Source organism: Allobaculum fili, from assembly GCF_020969955.1.
GTDB classification, from domain to species: Bacteria; Bacillota_I; Bacilli_A; order Erysipelotrichales; family Erysipelotrichaceae; genus Allobaculum; species Allobaculum fili.
In genome coordinates, this window is sequence record NZ_JAHDSX010000003.1 from 1 (window position 1) to 17,544 (window position 17,544).

General features: G+C 52.7%; 14 protein-coding genes. 6 read left to right on the forward strand and 8 right to left on the reverse strand.

What is annotated here, in order from left to right:
- Window positions 1-428 precede the first annotated feature (428 nt).
- From Afil_RS01265 to thrC, 4 genes are read right to left on the reverse strand one after another with little or no spacing between them, the layout of a single operon-like run.
- The gene (locus Afil_RS01265) at window positions 429-1,190 is read right to left on the reverse strand and encodes a DUF1461 domain-containing protein (protein ID WP_230266716.1); all 762 of its coding nucleotides are present in this window, start codon (window positions 1,188-1,190) and stop codon (window positions 429-431) included.
- Entirely contained in the window at window positions 1,187-1,615 is a 429-nt protein-coding gene (locus Afil_RS01270) for an ACT domain-containing protein (protein ID WP_230266717.1), read from the reverse strand. Before Afil_RS01270 ends, Afil_RS01265 begins: the two co-directional genes overlap by 4 nt.
- Window positions 1,608-2,480 (reverse strand): homoserine kinase, encoded by an 873-nt coding sequence (thrB, locus tag Afil_RS01275; RefSeq protein ID WP_230266718.1) that lies wholly within the window; start codon window positions 2,478-2,480, stop codon window positions 1,608-1,610. The genes Afil_RS01270 and thrB overlap by 8 nt, the downstream gene beginning before the upstream one ends.
- A complete protein-coding gene (thrC, locus tag Afil_RS01280) occupies window positions 2,477-3,946 on the reverse strand; it encodes a threonine synthase (RefSeq protein WP_230266719.1) in 1,470 nt (489 codons plus the stop codon). Before thrC ends, thrB begins: the two co-directional genes overlap by 4 nt.
- Before the next feature lie 98 nt (window positions 3,947-4,044).
- Here thrC and Afil_RS01285 point away from each other — a divergent pair, with 98 nt between their 5' ends.
- Genes Afil_RS01285 through Afil_RS01295 form a run of 3 tightly spaced genes read left to right on the forward strand, consistent with a single transcriptional unit; the run spans window position 4,045 to window position 7,523 of the window.
- Window positions 4,045-5,181: a homoserine dehydrogenase gene (locus Afil_RS01285; RefSeq protein WP_230266720.1), complete on the forward strand. Its 1,137-nt coding sequence runs from the start codon at window positions 4,045-4,047 to the stop codon at window positions 5,179-5,181.
- Window positions 5,182-6,495: an aspartate kinase gene (locus tag Afil_RS01290; RefSeq protein WP_230266721.1), complete on the forward strand. Its 1,314-nt coding sequence runs from the start codon at window positions 5,182-5,184 to the stop codon at window positions 6,493-6,495.
- Window positions 6,496-6,533: 38 nt separating this feature from the next.
- Window positions 6,534-7,523, forward strand: coding sequence for an aspartate-semialdehyde dehydrogenase (locus tag Afil_RS01295; protein ID WP_230266722.1), 990 nt, complete (start codon window positions 6,534-6,536; stop codon window positions 7,521-7,523).
- 215 nt (window positions 7,524-7,738) lie between these two features.
- On the opposite strand, the gene Afil_RS01300 is transcribed toward Afil_RS01295, so the two are convergent.
- The 4 genes from Afil_RS01300 to Afil_RS01315 form a co-directional block, all read right to left on the reverse strand.
- Window positions 7,739-9,502, reverse strand: a complete 1,764-nt coding sequence (locus Afil_RS01300; protein ID WP_230266723.1) for a hypothetical protein — start codon at window positions 9,500-9,502, stop codon at window positions 7,739-7,741.
- Between the two features lie 583 nt (window positions 9,503-10,085).
- A complete protein-coding gene (locus Afil_RS01305) occupies window positions 10,086-10,907 on the reverse strand; it encodes a sugar-binding protein (RefSeq protein WP_230266724.1) in 822 nt (273 codons plus the stop codon).
- Window positions 10,908-11,171: 264 nt separating this feature from the next.
- On the reverse strand, window positions 11,172-11,693 hold the full coding sequence (locus Afil_RS01310; RefSeq protein ID WP_230266725.1) for a hypothetical protein: 522 nt from the start codon (window positions 11,691-11,693) through the stop codon (window positions 11,172-11,174).
- Window positions 11,683-12,132 (reverse strand): DUF4430 domain-containing protein, encoded by a 450-nt coding sequence (locus Afil_RS01315; RefSeq protein WP_230266726.1) that lies wholly within the window; start codon window positions 12,130-12,132, stop codon window positions 11,683-11,685. Before Afil_RS01315 ends, Afil_RS01310 begins: the two co-directional genes overlap by 11 nt.
- A 138-nt stretch (window positions 12,133-12,270) precedes the next feature.
- Here Afil_RS01315 and Afil_RS01320 point away from each other — a divergent pair, with 138 nt between their 5' ends.
- From Afil_RS01320 to Afil_RS01330, 3 genes are read left to right on the forward strand one after another with little or no spacing between them, the layout of a single operon-like run.
- Window positions 12,271-12,942, forward strand: a complete 672-nt coding sequence (locus Afil_RS01320) for a hypothetical protein (protein ID WP_230266727.1) — start codon at window positions 12,271-12,273, stop codon at window positions 12,940-12,942.
- Window positions 12,932-15,496, forward strand: coding sequence for a homocysteine S-methyltransferase family protein (locus tag Afil_RS01325; protein ID WP_230266728.1), 2,565 nt, complete (start codon window positions 12,932-12,934; stop codon window positions 15,494-15,496). The genes Afil_RS01320 and Afil_RS01325 overlap by 11 nt, the downstream gene beginning before the upstream one ends.
- Window positions 15,489-17,294, forward strand: a complete 1,806-nt coding sequence (locus tag Afil_RS01330; protein ID WP_230266729.1) for a bifunctional homocysteine S-methyltransferase/methylenetetrahydrofolate reductase — start codon at window positions 15,489-15,491, stop codon at window positions 17,292-17,294. Before Afil_RS01325 ends, Afil_RS01330 begins: the two co-directional genes overlap by 8 nt.
- Window positions 17,295-17,544 lie beyond the last annotated feature (250 nt).

Here is a 17,544-nt window from a genome sequence, read left to right on the forward strand (position 1 = left end):
ACCGGATCCGAAGTATGAAGAAAACGATGAAGAATAAAAAATACGCCAAGCGGGATCTCGAAAGGGATCCCGTTTAGCGTATCTAATATTCAGTCTCGCGTATACCCGTCGATTGTTTGACACTTACCTTTTTATGTAGGAAGAGAGTGGAAAGAAGAGATTTCACGTCTCATTTGCGTGTGCATCCAATCCAAAATGTTTTTCTCCTGCGGTATCTTTCTTTCCCTCTGAATTTGTTCAAATCCGGTCTTTTAATAAACAATACAGGGCAGTATCGATCCGCCGGAATTACAACCAGCGAATCCTTACCGCCCTGTTTTCGTTTCTTTCGTATTTTGAATTTGCACTTCCGCTTTTCCCTTTTCCCTTGGATCAAGGAATTCGACGAATGGTGCAAAGCCGCAAATTCCGCGACCTTTATCGTTTGTTCAGCGTCCGACGGATTCAGAATCCGTCTGCGGATGCAGATGACTCTGGGGAACGATCCGCTGCAGGTATCGCTGTTCCTGCAGACGGGATTTGAGATAAGCCATACCGCCGTAAAAGCCGAGAACCGCCAGAATGAGTTTGATCGCGATTTTGGCGATCATGGTGGAGAACATGGCTTCCGGACAGATGACAATCATGAAATCTGTCGCCGGATTGAGCAGCCAGTCCATGTTTCCCGCAAAGAAGAGGGTATGAAACCAGGTCCATAAGCCGGTGAAGTCGATGAAATACCAGAAGGCAAAAAAGATCAGTACGACCAGCAGACAGGCGCCGGCCTGTCTGATCCCCGTCATCAGAATTCCGAGACAGCGGGTTCCGTTGGATCCGAATTTCCAGAACAGCCAGCCTGCGCTGATCAGACAGACGAACCAGGAAACAATCATGACCAGTCTGGCGTTTTGCCACAGCTGCCGGACATCAACCATGTGCTTTTTCTCTTTGGCATTGAAGGTATCGCGCACTTCGTTTTTCCAGAATACCTTGCCGTCGAGATTGTCGCGTTTGCCCTCGACGTAATCCGTCATCATGAAAATGGAATTCTGAAGATCTTCATCGGACACCGAAACGGTCTGTGCCAGATTCAGCTTGTCATACAGACGTATGTAAAAGCCGTGATCAAAAACGACCGCCGCGACGCTCGAAAGCAGGGCGGCGATCAGAAAGGAAAAGCCAAAAAGAACAGGTAAAACCTTGCGCGTCATTCGACGGTAACCAGATATACGCTGGAGACCCGGTCGGTCTTGCGCAAAATGTCCACGAGATCTTCGATGCTCTGTTCGAGCTCGGTAATATCGAGAGTCAGCGTCACGTTGGAAACGTGATTGATCGGGACGGTCTGGTTGATGGCGATGACGTTGAGCTGGGCAATACGGGTCAGGATGATGGAAAGCACGCCTTTTTCATCCTGAACGACGAGTGAAAGAATCGCCCGGCGGCTTGCGTCCTTGGGCTCAAACTGAAAAATGGAATTCTTATATTTATAGTACGTTCCCCGGGAAATGCCGACTTCGCGTACCGCTTCGCAGATCCGGCGGACTTTGCCGGAATTGAGCAGATTCTGCGCTTCGACGACTTTTTCAATGACATCGGGAAGAATCGAAGAATTGACCAGATAGTATTTATCCATGAATGACCTCCGCTCCATGTTCTGAAACTTCAGACAGACGTACATCCAGTTCGGGATGTGCGTTTTTAATTTCCTCTTTCAGCGCCTGAAGAGTGTCCTTGTTCTGACTTACAAAAAGCATGGTAGATCCGGATCCGGAAATCCAGAACGGTACGGAATTTCGTGCCGCAATTTCCTGCATCGCCGGATAGTGAGCAATCAGCTTTGAGCGGCTTGGCTCATGAAGCAGATCATGACACGCTTCAAACAGCAGCGTTTCGTCTTTATGCGTCCAGGCGTATTCAAAGAGCATGGCCCGGCCGGCCTGCATGGCTGCATTGTGAAGAGGAATTTCTTCTGGCAGCGCCTTGCGCGCCATCGGGGTGGACACTTCATACGGCGGAATGACCACAAGGGCTTTCCAGCCGTTGGCCCCCAGATTGACGCCGATCAGCGAGCGGGTACCTTCCACCGTAACGGAAAGCGCGCCGTTCAGAGCCGGGGCAACGTTGTCGGGATGGCCTTCAATTTCCACCGCGCACGCCAGCAGCTGATCGTGATCCATCTCCAGTTCGGCGATCGCGTTGGCGCCAAGAATGCCGGCGACGACGCACTGACTCGACGAGCCTAGGCCTCTGGCAAACGGAATATCGGACTGAATGTCGATGTGTACGTTTGGAACCGGCTTGCCGCACTTATGGCAGGCGAACACAAAGGATGTCCAAACCAGATTGTCGGCAGTGGCGTATTCCCTGGGACAGCCGCTGATGAGCAGCTCATCGCTTTTTTCAAACGTAATGGAAGAGTACCAGTTCAGCGCAAGTCCGAGAGTATCAAAGCCCACGGAGCAGTTGGCGCTGGTCGCCGGTACTTTCACCGTAATCATGCAAAAATCTCCTTCGAAGCGTCGAGCACATTTTCTTTCATCGCTTCAGGATCAATTACCGCATCGTGCAGAATTTCGAGACGTTCGAGAACGGCTAAAGGATGCGGAATGGCGTCGGCATTGATCTTTTCCAGATCGCGCATCGCCTGCCATGGATTGTCTTCTTTCTGTCCAAGGGAATCGAGAACGTCCTGAGTAAATTTGTACGGACTCGCCGTGGACAGCGCGATGACCGGCGTTTCGGATTTTTTCGCAAGCGCATACGCGGCCGCCGAATGCGGATCGAGCACGTAGCCGGTTTTGTCAAAGACGTCCTTAATGGTGGCTTTGAGCTGCGCGTCGTCATACCAGCCGCCTTCAAAAAGACGGGAGATTTCCGCAAAGGTGTCTTCATCCAGCGTATAGCTTCCCTTTTCGGCCAGATCCTTCATCCAGCCGGCAACTTTTTCGGTGTCTTTATTCGATGCGTAGTAGAGCAGACGCTCGAGGTTGGACGAGATCAGGATATCCATGCTTGGCGAAATCGTCTGAATGAACGGACGGTTGCGATTATAGGTTCCGCAGGCAAGGAATTCGGTAAGAACGTTGTTGGCGTTGCTGGCGACGTAGAACTTTTCGACCGGCAGACCGAGCTGCATGGCGTAGTAGCCGGCGAGCACGTCGCCGAAGTTTCCGGTCGGTACCGAGAAGGATACTTTGTCGCCCGTCTGAATGACGCCCTTGTTTACGAGCTGGCGATAGGCATCGAAGTAGTACACGATCTGCGGAATGAGACGTCCGATATTAATGGAGTTCGCCGAAGAAAGAACGATATCGTCCTGGGCGAGTTTTTCCTTCAGATCTTCATCGAGGAACAGCTTCTTGACCATGCTCTGCGCATCGTCAAAGTTGCCTTCGACCGCAAACACTTTCACGTTGCCGCCCGACTGGGTAGCCATCTGCTTGTACTGCACGGCGGAAACTTTGTTATGGGGATAGAAGACGCAGATGCCGGTATTGTCCACGTCCTCAAAGCCGGACATGGCCGCCTTCCCGGTATCGCCGCTGGTCGCGGTGAGGATCAGCGCTTTCTTGCCGGTATCTTTCAGAGCTTTGGATAAGAACCACGGCAGAATGGTCAGCGCGACATCCTTGAACGCGCTGGTCGGTCCGCGGAACAGCTCGAGAATGTAAATGCCGTCAACGTCTTTTACCGGCGTAATTTCATCGCTTTCAAAACTGCCGGTGTAGGCATTTTCAATGCAGTCATCGAGTTCTTCGCTGGTATAGCCCGAAAGCAGCGCCGTGAACACTTCCTTGGCGATGCCTTTGTAATCGAGCTGAATCAGCTTGTTCAGATTCAGCTTTTCCTGGCCGAGTCCGGGCCAGACAAACAGTCCGCCATCGGGACTGATTCCCTGCAGCACCGCCTCCTTGGCGCTGATCGGATCCGCGTTTTTACGGGTTGACTGATAATAAGGTTTCATAAATTTTCGGCTCCTTGAAATCGCATATGCCCTATGATACAATGTGCAAGTTTTTAAGACAAGTGTATATTAGACAAGAACAAAAGGAGTACAAAGCAATGAAAACGATGAATTGTGTCCTTCTTGGCTACGGTACAGTGGGACAGAACGTAGAGCGTTTATGCCGCGGCATTGACGGTCTGGAAATGAAAGGCGTATTTGTCCGCCCGGCCAAAGCGCGCGAACCGTACTTTTCCGCAGATGGAAAAGCGCTCGTTTCGCGGCAGGACGTTCAGATCGTATTTGAATGCCTCAACGGACTGGAACCGGCCAATACCCTTATCCGTATCGCCCTGGAACATGGAAAGAATGTGATTTCTTCCAACAAGGCGGTTTTAAGCACATATCTGCCTGAGTATATCAAACTGGCTGACAAATATGGCGGATCGATTCAGATTGAGGCCAGTGTAGCGGGTGGAATCCCTTTAATTGACGGAATTCTCAAACTTTCTGCCGCTGAAGAGCTCAAGGGATTTGAAGGCATTCTCAACGGAACCTGCAACTATATTCTCAGTTCCATGGAAGAAAACGGCACGTCCTTTACCGATGCGCTGCGCAGCGCACAGGAGCTCGGCTTTGCAGAAGTGGACCCCACCAACGATGTGGAAGGAAGAGATGTCTGGTACAAAACGCTGCTCGTCTCCTCTTTATATACAAAATCGCCTGTGACCACTCTCCCCGATCCGATCGGCATCTCCAGTATCGGCATAGACGAGATCGCGCTGGCGAAAAAACATCATAAAAAAATCCGCCATCTTGCAATTCTGAAAAATGAAAGCGGATCCTTTTCGGCTCTGATCGCACCCGTTTTCCTGAATGCGAGCGATTATCTGTCTTCTGTTGGTCAGAATTACAACGCGCAAAAAATCGAAGCTTCTTCTTTTGGAAGTTTAGGCTATTATGGCCCCGGAGCCGGCGGCAGTCCGACCGCGCAGGCTATGATCGCCGACGCGATCAACCTGCTGAACGGTACCGTTCGCAGAATTTCGCTCGATCAGCACGCCACATTCTGCAAGGATGGTATCCGCGAAGACTGGATTGTACGCACGTGCAAAAATCTCGATTCTGTAAAGAACGCAGATTCCACCTATTTTGAAGAAGACAGTCTCTGGCTGATTAAAGATCGCGATCTTTCTCTTGTCGAAGAGATCCAGGCGATCGATCCATCGGCCATGCTCGCAGTATGGAGGAAATAAATGGCTTTAAAAGTGACGAAATTCGGCGGCAGCTCCGTTTCCCAGGCCAGCCAGTTTCGAAAAGTAAAAGAAATCGTGGAGGCCGATCCGGATCGCCGTTATGTCGTCGTCTCCGCACCAGGCAAGCGCTGCAGCAATGATTCCAAGATTACCGATCTGCTCTACCTGCTCGACGCGCATCGTCAGTATCATGTCGATGCCAGCAACGTCTACAAGCTGATCCGCGACCGCTTCGTGGAAATCCGCGACACCCTCGGCCTCAAGCAGCCGATCGAAAAAGAGCTGGACACGATGTACGCCAGCCTTTCTTCCATGAGTGAAATGGAAATCGTATCGCGCGGCGAATACTTCTGCGCCAAGCTCATGGCCGAATACCTCGGCTTCCCGTTTGTGGATGCGGCCGATGTCATCCGGATCAACCACGACAAGTCCATCGACTGGGAAGCGACGCGTGCCCGTCTGAAAGCCATCATGAATGAACACGAACATTTCGTATTCCCCGGCTTTTACGGCACAGCCGCCAACGGCAAGATCATGGTCTTCTCGCGCGGCGGCGGCGATGTGACCGGTGCCATTCTGGCCAACATCATGGAAGCAGATATCTACGAAAACTGGACCGATGTTTCCGGATTCCTGATGGCCGATCCGCGCATCGTTCGCAATCCGCAGCCTATCACCCACATTACCTACTCCGAACTGCGCGAGCTTTCCTACATGGGCGCGTCCGTGCTTCACGAAGACGCCGTCTTCCCCGCGCAGGAAAACAACATTCCGATTCATATTCTCAACACCAACCGCCCGCAGGATGCCGGCACGATCATTCAGGAAACGTCCCTCGTGCCGCGCAAGTACCCGATTACCGGTCTGGCCGGCAAGCCGGGCTTCCTGTCCATCTATATTTATAAGAAGCACATGTCCAACGAAGTCGGCTACATGCGCAAAGTGCTCAGCGTTCTGGAACGCTACAACGTTTCGATCGAGCACATTCCAAGCGGCATCGACTCCTTTACCGTTCTGGTCAACGGAGCTGAAGTTGAAGACAGCCTTTACGAGATTCTCCACGAAATCAAGCGTCAGGTTGCACCGGATGAAATCAAGGTGCAGGACCATATCGCGCTCGTCTCCACCGTCGGCAAAAGCATGTCCCATCAGCCGGGCAACGCCGGCCGTCTGTTCGAAGCCTTAGGCCGCGAACACATCAACATTGTCATGATCGCGCAGGACTCCAACGAAATTAACATTACCGTCGGCGTCAGCGAAAAAGACCTTTCCCGCACGATCGAAGTCATTTACAACGAATTTGTCGTTGACTGAACCGCTCTACATTTGAATCAGGAAGAAGGAATACGATTATGAAAACCATCGCCATTGCCGGTGCAACCGGCGCTGTAGGCGCGCAGATGCTCGAATGTCTGCACGAACAGGGCATTGAAGCCAATATCAGACTTCTCGCCTCGGCTCGATCCGCCGGAAAACAGATCGAAGACTGGACCGTTGAAGAACTGACCGAAGATTCGTTCAAAGGCGTCGACTATGTCCTGGGTGCCTGCGAAAACGATGTCACCAAAAAATGGATGCCGTGGGCCCAGAAAGCCGGCTGCGTTGTCGTCGACAACTCCTCCGCTTTCCGTCTCGATGAAAATGTTCCTCTGGTCGTTCCGGAAATCAATGCCGAAGATATCCGCAAGCATCAGGGCATCATTTCCAACCCGAACTGCTCCACGATTATCGCATTAATGGCCATGCACGATCTGCACGAGCTCTACAACATTCAGGATGTCATCTGCACTACATTTCAGGCTGTAAGCGGCGCCGGTGTCAAAGGTCTGCGCGATCTGGAAAACCAGCTCAAGGATCCCGAAGCGACACCGGAAGCGTTCGCTCATCCGATCGCCTTTAACGTCATCCCGCAGATCGGCGGCTTTGATGAAAACGGCATTACGAGCGAAGAATGGAAAATGCAGAATGAAGGCCGCAAAATTCTTCACGCGCCAGAGCTGAACGTCAACTGCACGTGCGTACGCGTACCCGTATGGCGTTCCCATTCCGAATCCATCACAATCCGTACTGAAAAACCGGTCGACCTCGATGCCTTAAAAGAACGTCTGTCGCATTCCGAAGGCGTAAAGCTGCAGGACGATCCGGAAAACAACGTCTACCCGATGCCGATCGACACATCCAATCAGGATCTCGTCTACGTCGGCCGTCTGCGCTACGATCCAGCTGATCCGACCCACAGAACCGTTTCGCTCTTCTGTGCGGGCGACCAGATCCGCAAAGGCGCTGCCTCCAACGCCGTTCAGATTCTCAAGAAACTGATGGAAATGGACGAACAGGCTTAACTTTAAACACTTTACGGCGGTATCCCTGCGCGGGATGCCGCCGTTTTTATCTCTTTGACCGTCTGGCCGAATACAGCCCAGACCAGAAAAATCCGCAGATCCAGGCGACCGCCGGTCCTTTTCTCCGGCCGTTTGCCTGTGTCTGCCGATTTTGAAATTCAAAAAACGAGTGCGCTGTTCACGCAGTCCTTTTTCCCCTTGGTGTTGAACCAGTTTTATTTCGTCCCGTACCAGCTGATGCCTTCTGCGACCCATCCAAGACGGCCGAGCGCCTGATTTTCTTGACTGGACTTTGTGAAATTGTGCGCACCGGCTTTCGCGTTCGGATTGTACTGCCGATAAATCGGGACGCCTTTGGCGGGATCGGAATACCAGCCGATCTTTTCGTAAATCCAGCCGGCTCGCACCAGACCGTCTTTTTCCGCTTCACTGAGCGTGTAATGATGATCGCCCGCGTTCGGATTGTACAGACGATAGACAGGCAGCTCGGACTGCACAGGGGCCGTCCACCCTTCTCCTTCATACGTCCATCCCATCTGCACTAAGGCGTCGCGCTCCACCGCGCTTTCCGTATAAAAGTGTTCGCCAGAATTCGGGTTGTACAGGCGCTGCAGATTCACCCGCTCCGCGCTCGCTCTGGAGTAGCCGGTCCATTGCGCTTCCAGACGAAGCGGTTCTTCGCTGTCGTCACCAAGCGTATGGATCACGGCGCCATCCGGGATTTGTACCGGAGAATAGCCGGCACCGCGCGCATTTGGAATGGTGTCGAAATAGCGCAGATCTCCCCGAAGGGTGCCGTCACTGGAACAGAGAATCTGTCCGTTGGGACGGTAAACGAGCCAGCCGTTAAACGCCATCGCGTCATGGATAAAGGTACAGGCGGGAATTTGCGTACCGCCCTCGCCTAGCGAAACCAAAATCGGCTCCATGGTTCCCTGTCCGATGCCCGGATCGAACGAGAGCGTCCGTGTTTTTTCCTTCCAGACAGCACGCAGTTCGATGTCATCGCCGCTCTGGGCTAAAGGCTGCCCGAAATCGGAGGGCGTCAGACTTTCCCACGAAGCGACGACAGCCAGTTTCCAGCCTTCCTGCTGCGCCTGCACAGGATCTGCAAAATAGGCCCGGGTTCCATTTTTCTCGTACAGACTTTCGCTGCTGGTGAGCCTGGATACCGTCCATCCTGCGAACTGATAGCCAGGGCGCCAAAGCGCACCGTCTCCGAGCGTATAGGGCGTATCGATCGGAACGATTTTCGCATTCGGACTTCCCTGTCCGCCGTTGGCATTGTAATGAAGGACATACGCCTTCGGTGTCCAGTAATGCAGAACTTCGGAGGCGCGGACCGTACGGGAATGGTCAATCCGGCACAAGGCTCCATAGTTGGCTTCGAGAATCGACAGCTGATCGCCGTTTACGTTCCAGACAAAGGCGGTATGCCCGCTCATACGGATCACATCGCCTGCCCGAATGCCTTCGTTTCCAACCACATACCGGGTACCGATCCGCGAGCTGCGCAAATAGCCATGGCACTTGTAATAACAGAGGTAGGCAAAGCCGGCGCACTGCACGCCCTGATCGAAGCTGTTGCATTTGACGCTTCCGCTGCGCGAACCATGATCCGAACACGGAACGTCCGTCGTACTGGTCAGGGAATAGGCCGAATCCGGACTGAAATGGTTCCAGCAGCGCCCCTGCGGCAAATCCCGCCGCAGCTGATTCACACGCTCTTCGAACGTCCCTTCATACGGCTGTACGTCTTTTTCCCGGCTGGAAAATTCAAATTTTCGATCTTCTTCCCCTAAAAGACTCGCATCGATATTGTAAACGGGTTCGGGATACGCATACGTCAGTCCTGAATCGTCTTCTTTGGCCTGAATCTGCATTCGATGACTCTGGAGCGCGGGAGAAATTTCCAGACTGAGCGCCATCGAAACACTCATCAGAACGAGGGCCAGTCGCTTGAGAATCGGATACTTCATACATCTTTCTCCTGTCAAAAAGACAGGTCAGATTATGGATTGGAAATAAATCATCTGACCTGTACAAAAATTGTTGCATTTTCGGAAAATGGCGCGGCGAACCGTTCTTCGCGTCCATTTTCGGGAAAATCTGCCCGGATTTTCCTTTTCTGGCTGGGAATTATGGCATTACTTTTAATTCGTTGCGGACATCTCTAAACCTGATTTTATGAGCAATTCGGACATTTCTTAACTAAGATTCTCTATTATTCCACCCGATTTGTTAAATTGGTTGATCTTTTAAAAATTTAGTATACACATTGTCACTATCGTAATTCATTTGTGCCTTCATAATTATTTTTAACTTTATTATCAGACCCGCTTTTTCACCCTCTGAGAGGACCAAAAAGAAAACGTTCCGGGTTTCTGTACCGTTATACGGTTCAGAATCCGAAACGTGTATTCCGGCTCGTCCTTCCTTTTCAAACCGGTTTCTGATTTTAAACTCGACCAAAAGAAAAGCAGCCCTTCCGAAAAAACGGTCAGGACTGCCTTGTGGATGTATTTCAAACGACAGGCCGTCTGCGGTCTGGAACAGATCGTGCTATTTCAGGATACGGAATTCACCGAAGGAAGAATCGACATGATAGTCCGGTTCTTCGGTTTTTGGATCTACCCAGGAAATCCATTCCATGACGGTATCGTCGCCTTCTTTTTCCGGAGACGAGAATTCGGCACGGTATACGCCTGTGCGCATCGTTCCATCTTCCTTAAGAAGGTTCAGATCTTTCAGCGTGCTCAGCGGCACTTTGCCTTCGACAACGTAGCCATCGTCGGTCTGTACGCCAGCGGTTTCAAGACCTTCAAGATTCCAGGTTCCGTCAAAGTGGCGATAGTACTCGATGGAATAGTCATGAACGCGTCCCTTCGGGTCGATTTCTACACCGTAGTAGAGCGGCATGCCTTTGGGTGTCGGCAGGTCTACCGGTCCCTGCGCGAGAAAGATTTCTACGCGGTCTTCCGCATCGACTGTACTTTCATCGTCTTTCCAGTCTTCTTCCACGAGGACTTCCGGATCGGTAACTTCAAACATGAAGTACAGATCGGTTCCGTCGTTGTACGCTTCGAATACCGTTACCGGCGCTTCTTTATCTGCCCATGGATAGAAGAAGGATCCGGAGATATTCTGTACGCTCGACCAGACGTCTTCGTCGATCTTGCCGTCGATCGTCGCTGCTTCGTCTCGTTTTACGACATCATAGTGCGGCGTGGTGGCCTGGTTTGGAATGGCAGCGGAAACGGCCGCTTTTTCCTTTCCTTCCGAAGCTGAAGCGTCGGTCGGCGTTTTGGCCGCCGGCGTTGTAGAGCAGCCGGCAAGAAGCAGCAGCGCGCCGGCGCCCAGAGTAAGTTTTCGCAGAGTGTTCATTTTTCTTTTTCCTCCTGCTTTTCTTACCCCTAGTATAGGTGCGCCTCTTCAACACCTGTAAGCGTTTTCTGACTATTCCATTTTAGTGACCAAAGAAGCCACTGAAAATCCAAGGCATCGCCAAAAATCGCCATATAAATCGCCATATATAGACATTTTAAAAACCTATGTTAAGACATTATCATCCAATTTGTTTGATTCTTTTGCCTTATGATTTTTTCAAAAGGTATACATTAAAAATTCAGCACATCGCTTTTTTCTGGCTTAGCGGCGCCCTGCCGGAGCGCGCCGGTCGAATCGTTTACACAGCCCGCGAAGCGGCAGAAACAGAAAAAACGTCACGACCATATTGGCCACGCCATGGACCAGATCAAAAGGAAGACCCGCCACCCACCACGAAAAGGCAGCGGATACGCCATTGAACAGTCCAAAAATCAGCGCAAACCAGAACCCGAAGGAAAAGCCAAAAACGCCAGCCAGCAGACTCCAGAACCAGATCGATCGGATGCGACGGCAGGCATAGGCCACGTCAAAGAGAAGCGGCCAGACCAGGACATAGCCCATATTCCAGACGCCGGCTCCCCAGACGAGCAGTTCGCAGACGATATAGACACAGATCGCCAGAAAGCCTTTCTTTCCCAGACAGCAGCCGGCCACCAGAACGAGCAGCGTAACCGGTTCAATATTGGGCAGGGACGCCATCGCCATTTTCAGAGCGAACATCAGAGCGCCGTAAAGCGCGCCAAAGCAGGCATCGTAAAGCAGGGTGCGGGACTTACTGCTCATAGGACCATGTGTAGACGGCATCGTTTTCCGGCTGAATCGAACTTACGCCCGTCTGGGCGTCTTCGCCGTTGATCTGCAGTTTCCACCAGGCACCCTTTTCGGCCTTTTCCCCATCGACTTCGGTCACAAAAAGGCCGTACTGACTTTGTTCGCCCGCAATCCATCCCTGCTCGAGAAGCGCGTCGGCCAGATTGGAGGCATTCGTAGTGAGCTGAATCTGCTTGCCTGTCCCATCCTGATGCATCACATGCATGGTAAAAGTAACCGTCTCATTGACCGGGGCATTACTTGAAAGGGAGGTACTCGAACTTTCCTGCAGGGACGATGAACGAACCGCATACGAATCCGCAGCGGATTCTGCATGCGAACAGGCGCCCATAAGCAGCGAAGCACAAAGAAGAACACCCGCACCGTATGTGCGAAGGACAGATTTTTTCATAACGAAGATTCCTTTCCAAAGACACGGCTTTCCAGAACAAATTCACTCTCTTCTGCAGACATCGTCTGCAGATTTTCGTACGCCGTCGGCTTCTACAAGAGTTAGCCTGTTTAAACCATGCTCATTATAATGGAATTCATGAAATGGACGGAAAATTTGAAGCAGACGGCCCTGCGCTATTGTCACGTACCCAAAGCGGCCGTTTCGCGCTATGAACCGCTGCTAGAAGAGCTGCGGCATCCGCTGCAGGAAAATACGCATTTTCGCTTTATCTTTCGCGTTTTTGATCTCGAACGCAATGGAGATTCGATCTCTGTAGATCAGGGGCGAATCGTCCTGAGCGGCCGTATGGCTCAGAGTCTGCTTGCACACTGCGAGAAAGTTCTGATTCTCGGGGCAACGCTTTCTGGCGATTTTGACCGGCAGCTTTCTCAATTTGAAGTACAGAACAGTGCGAAAGCTCTGGTTTTTGACGCACTTGGAAGCGCTTTGATCGACGAAGAACTCGACGCCTGCACAAAAGAGCTGCAGCAGAAGCTTCCTGGCTGGTATTTCAGCGATCGCTTTTCGTGCGGATACGGCGATCTGCCGCTTTCTTTACAAAGCGATCTGGCTGAACTCTTAAAGCTTGCACAGACGATTGGCGTACACGTTCTGCCTTCCCGCATGATGGTTCCGACCAAATCCGTTACCGCATTCATCGGGCTGAGCCGCACGCCCCTTCCTGCAAAAATCCGCGGCTGCGCGTACTGCCCGCTTCGCCCAGACTGCAAATATCTTAAAGGAGGACTTCGCTGCTATGAAAACTGAAACGACATCTCCCGATTACCAAAATACAGACACTTCCAATCGCTTTCTGACTCTGTTTGAACCGGACCGACTGATCGTATTGGACGGTGCCATGGGAACAATGATCCAGAAAGCCGGGCTGCCTTTGCTTCGTCATCCCGAGCGAAACAACGTTCTGTTCCCCGAAGTGATTGAAGGCATTCACCGCCAGTATATCGAAGCCGGCGCGAATGTGATTTACGCCAATACGTTTGGCGCTTCTCCGGATCGATTCCAGGACGAACCGGAATCGTATGAAGTCATCATTCAGCAGTCCGTGGCGCTCGCCCGAAATGCCGCTGCAGGAACCTCCTCCAAAGTCGCGCTCGATCTTGGTCCGCTTGGCATTTTGATGGAACCGATGGGCAGCGTCACCTTTGACGAAGCCTATGCGCAGTTTACGGCGATGGTCAAAGCCGGCGCAAGTGCCGGCGCGGATCTGATTGTCATTGAAACGATGAGCGATTTAGCCGAAGCCAGAGCTGCCCTGCTGGCCGCAAAAGAAAACAGTTCGCTGCCCGTTGCGGTCACGATGACGTTTGAACAGAGCGGCCGGACCTTTTCCGGCACCAGCATCGAATGTGCCGCCATTACCCTGCAGTCCCTGGGCGCGGATGCGATCGGTCTGAACTGTTCCCTCGGTCCGGATCAGCTGGTCGATCTGGTCAAGAGGCTTCATGACGTGACCAGCCTGCCCATTTTGTGCAAGCCCAATGCCGGTCTGCCCGATCCGATCAGCGGACACTACCATCTTTCGGACGAAGACTTTGTTCGCTTTGTCCGAAAAATCGTCGAAGCCGGTGCGGTAGCCATCGGCGGCTGCTGTGGGACGACCCCCAGCACCATTTCCCGGCTTTCAAAAGCCTTGAAAAACCACCCGCTGCGGCCAGCCGGAAAGCGGCTGGACGCCATCTGTTCGGATCGTCTGTTCACTTTGTGTGACGGGATTCAGGTCGTTGGCGAGCGCATTAACCCGACGGGGAAAAAGCGCATGCAGAAGGCGCTGAGCGAGGAAGATTTTGATTTCATCGCCCGCCTCGCCATTGAACAGAAAGAAGCCGGCGCAAACATTCTGGATGTGAATGTCGGCGCGCCGGATGTGGACGAAGTTCGCCTGATGCCGCTGGTCATTCGTACGATTCAAAGCGTCTGCGATCTGCCCCTGCTTCTGGACTCTTCCAATCCGAAAGCGCTTGAAGCCGGACTGCGCCAGGCGTCGGGCCGATGCGCCGTCAATTCGGTAAACGGTTCGCAAAAAAGCATGGATTCCATTTTCCCGCTCGCCCAGAAATACGGCACGCCAGTCGTTGCCCTCTGTCTGGATGATGCCGGAATTCCCGACAGTACAAAAGGCCGTCTGGAAATTGCCCGTCGCCTGGAACAGGAAGCCGCCAAATACGGCATTGCCCACGGCGATCTGTGGTTTGACGCGCTGACGCTGACCGTCAGCGCTCAGCAGGATCAGGCACAATGCAGTCTGGAAACAATCGAAAAACTGAACAAAGAACCCGATACGCGAACGATCCTTGGTGTTTCCAACATTTCCTTCGGTCTTCCCTGCCGGCCGATTCTGACCCAGGCATTTTTGAGCGCCGCGCTGCAGTGCGGTCTGAACTTTGCGATCATCAACCCGTCTCTGGAACCGCTGATGGATACGATTGCGGCGTTCAAAGTCCTTCGCCAGATCGATGACGGCTGCCGCGGCTACATCGAACGATTTGCGCAAAGGCAGTTTCTCGAAACGCAGAAACCGGCAGCGACATCCGCTGCGGCGTCGATTCAAACTTCGAGCCCAGTAAATCCGTCGGCCGAATCCGCTTTGACAAGCGGCGCGAATGCTGCACCGCTGTCTGGCGGCTGTGATTCCCGCGCCCGTCTGATGGATGCCATTTATAAAGGTCTTTCCGGCGAGGCAGCCGAGGCCGCTAAAGACCTTCTGCGCGAAGGCGAAGACGAAATCGAACTCACGTCTGAACTGCTCATTCCGTGTCTCGATCGCGTCGGTACGGATTATGAAAAAGGCGTTCTGTATCTGCCTTCCCTGCTCCAGTCAGCCAGCGCGGCGCAGGCGGTTTTTGAAGTGATCGCCCAGTCGCTCGAAGCGTCCGGCAAAAACCGGGAATCGCGCGGTGAAATCGTTCTGGCTACCGTGCAGGGCGATATCCATGACATTGGAAAGAACATCGTCAAGACGCTGCTGGAAAACTATGGCTTTACCGTCATCGATCTGGGCCGCGATGTCTCCCCGCAAGCCGTATTGGATGCGGTCGTTTCACGAAACATTCGTCTGGTCGGTCTTTCCGCTTTGATGACGACTACGCTCAAAGCGATGGAAGAGACCATCGCCCTTCTTCACACGCTCGACAATCCGCCCAGAATCATGGTCGGCGGCGCGGTTCTGACCGAAGAAGCCGCGAAAAACATAAAGGCCGACTGGTACGCGCCCGATGCGAGAGCTTCGGTTCAGATTGCGGAAACCTTTTTTGAAAAGGAAAATCGAGAATCCGACAAAAAGGAGACATCCGCACATGACTGATCCCCAGCCTTCAAAATTCGCGAAAGACGTTGTCTATCCCGTGCTGTTTGACGGCGCCTACGGGACGTACTATGCTGCGAAAACGCACAATCCCACCGATCAGGTCGATCAGGCACTTCTGGGCGATCCTGCCTGCATCGAAGCCATTCACCTTGAATACCTGCAGGGTGGCGCCAGCGCGATCAAGACGTGTACCTTTTCCGTTCCTGGCCTGTATACCCAAAATCCCGATCTGACGGCGCATCTGATTCATCAGGCTGTACAGACCGCAAACGCGGCGATCGAAAAATCCGGACGCAGCGATGTTTTGCTGTTCGCGGATCTTGGTCCGGTTTCGAAACAGGAAAATCCTCGTCTGGTGTTTGAACCGCTTGCCCGTCTCTTTCTGGACGAGGGGGTAACGAACTTTCTGCTGGAAACCCAGCCGGATTTTCGCGAGATGGAAGACATTTCGCAAGCGATTCGCGATCTCTGTCCGGCTTCACGCATTGCGATCAGTTTTGCGGCTGGTCCGGACGGACTCAGTCCGAACGGCTGTTCCGCAAGGATGCTTCTGGAAAAAGCCGATCAGGCACCCGCCATCGACTGGATTGGTCTGAACTGTCTTTGCGGACCGTCTCACATGCTTCGGCTGCTGCAGGATCTGCCGGACTATTCCAAGCCGATGCTCGTCATGCCCAATGCCGGCTATCCGTTTGTGACCAGCCGACGCACCATTTACAGCGGAACGCCGGACTATTTTGCCCGGACCATGCAGGCGATGCAGGAAGAAGGAGCTCGGATTCTTGGCGGATGCTGCGGAACGACCCCAGACCACATTGCGGCACTCAAAGCCGTGCTCGATGCGGACTGCGCCCTCCAGAAAACGGATTCTGCGGCCAAATCGCCGGAAGATTCGAGAGGATCGGTGCAGCGCCGCCGGCATCCCGACCGGCTGGATCTCAATTTGCGAAACGGACGCAAATCGATTCTGGTCGAACTCGATCCGCCCACCAACGATCATATCGTCCCGTTTTTAGAAGATACGGTTCGCCTGAAACAGGCGGGCATCGACATGCTTACGATCGCGGACAATCCGATTGGACGGCCGCGTGCGGACTCCTCCCTGCTCGCCTGCAAAATTCATCGCGAAACCGAACTGGACGTTCTTCCCCATATGACGTGCCGGGATCGCAACCTCAACGCCATCAAAGCTCTGCTTCTGGGGCTTTCGATGGAAGACGTGCATCAGGTGCTTCTCGTCACTGGCGATCCGCTGCCCAGAGAAAGCCGGGATGAAGTCAAAGCGGTGTTCTCGTTCAATTCCCGTACGCTCGCTTCGTATGTCCAGACACTCGAAGACGAAGGGCTCTGCCAGCCGTTTCATAAACTGGCCGCGCTCGATCTGAACGCCCGAAATTTTGACGTCCAGCTCGGCATCGCCAAAGAAAAGGAAGCTGACGGCATTGAAGGCTTTCTGACACAGCCCATCTTTTCCCGTCGGGCCATTGAAAATCTTCAAACCGCCCGCGCACAGCTTCATGGCACGATTTACGCCGGGCTGATGCCGATCGTCAGCCATCGCAATGCCCTCTTTTTGAAAAACGAAATTACCGGCATGGATATTCCCGATGAGCTGGCCGCTTTATATGAAAATAAGGACCGGGAGGAATGCGAAGCCATTTCTCTGCGCGTCTGCCAGGATTTAGCCCGACAGGCGGCCAAATTCTGCGACGGGTTTTATCTGATGACGCCCTTTCGACGCGTCTCGCTGATCCTCTCGCTCATTGAAGCGCTCGAACCGCTGCTTACAGAATAAACAGCAGGAAAGCCCTCAGGCGTATGTTGGAGAACCGACAGAACGCCTGCAGAACTTTCCTGCTGTTTTTGGATTGCGCCAGATTCCTGATTCTTGCGTTTTTTCTTCTTTTTCCTGCTCGCTGCTAAAGTTTTTGCGGCTTCTCTGGAACAAGAGCCCTTTTTGCTCCCTTTTCGAAGCCGTCCGATATCTTTTTTGTCCTTTTTTTCAAAGAAATAATCGAAAAAGAAAAATATCCAAATTTATGCAA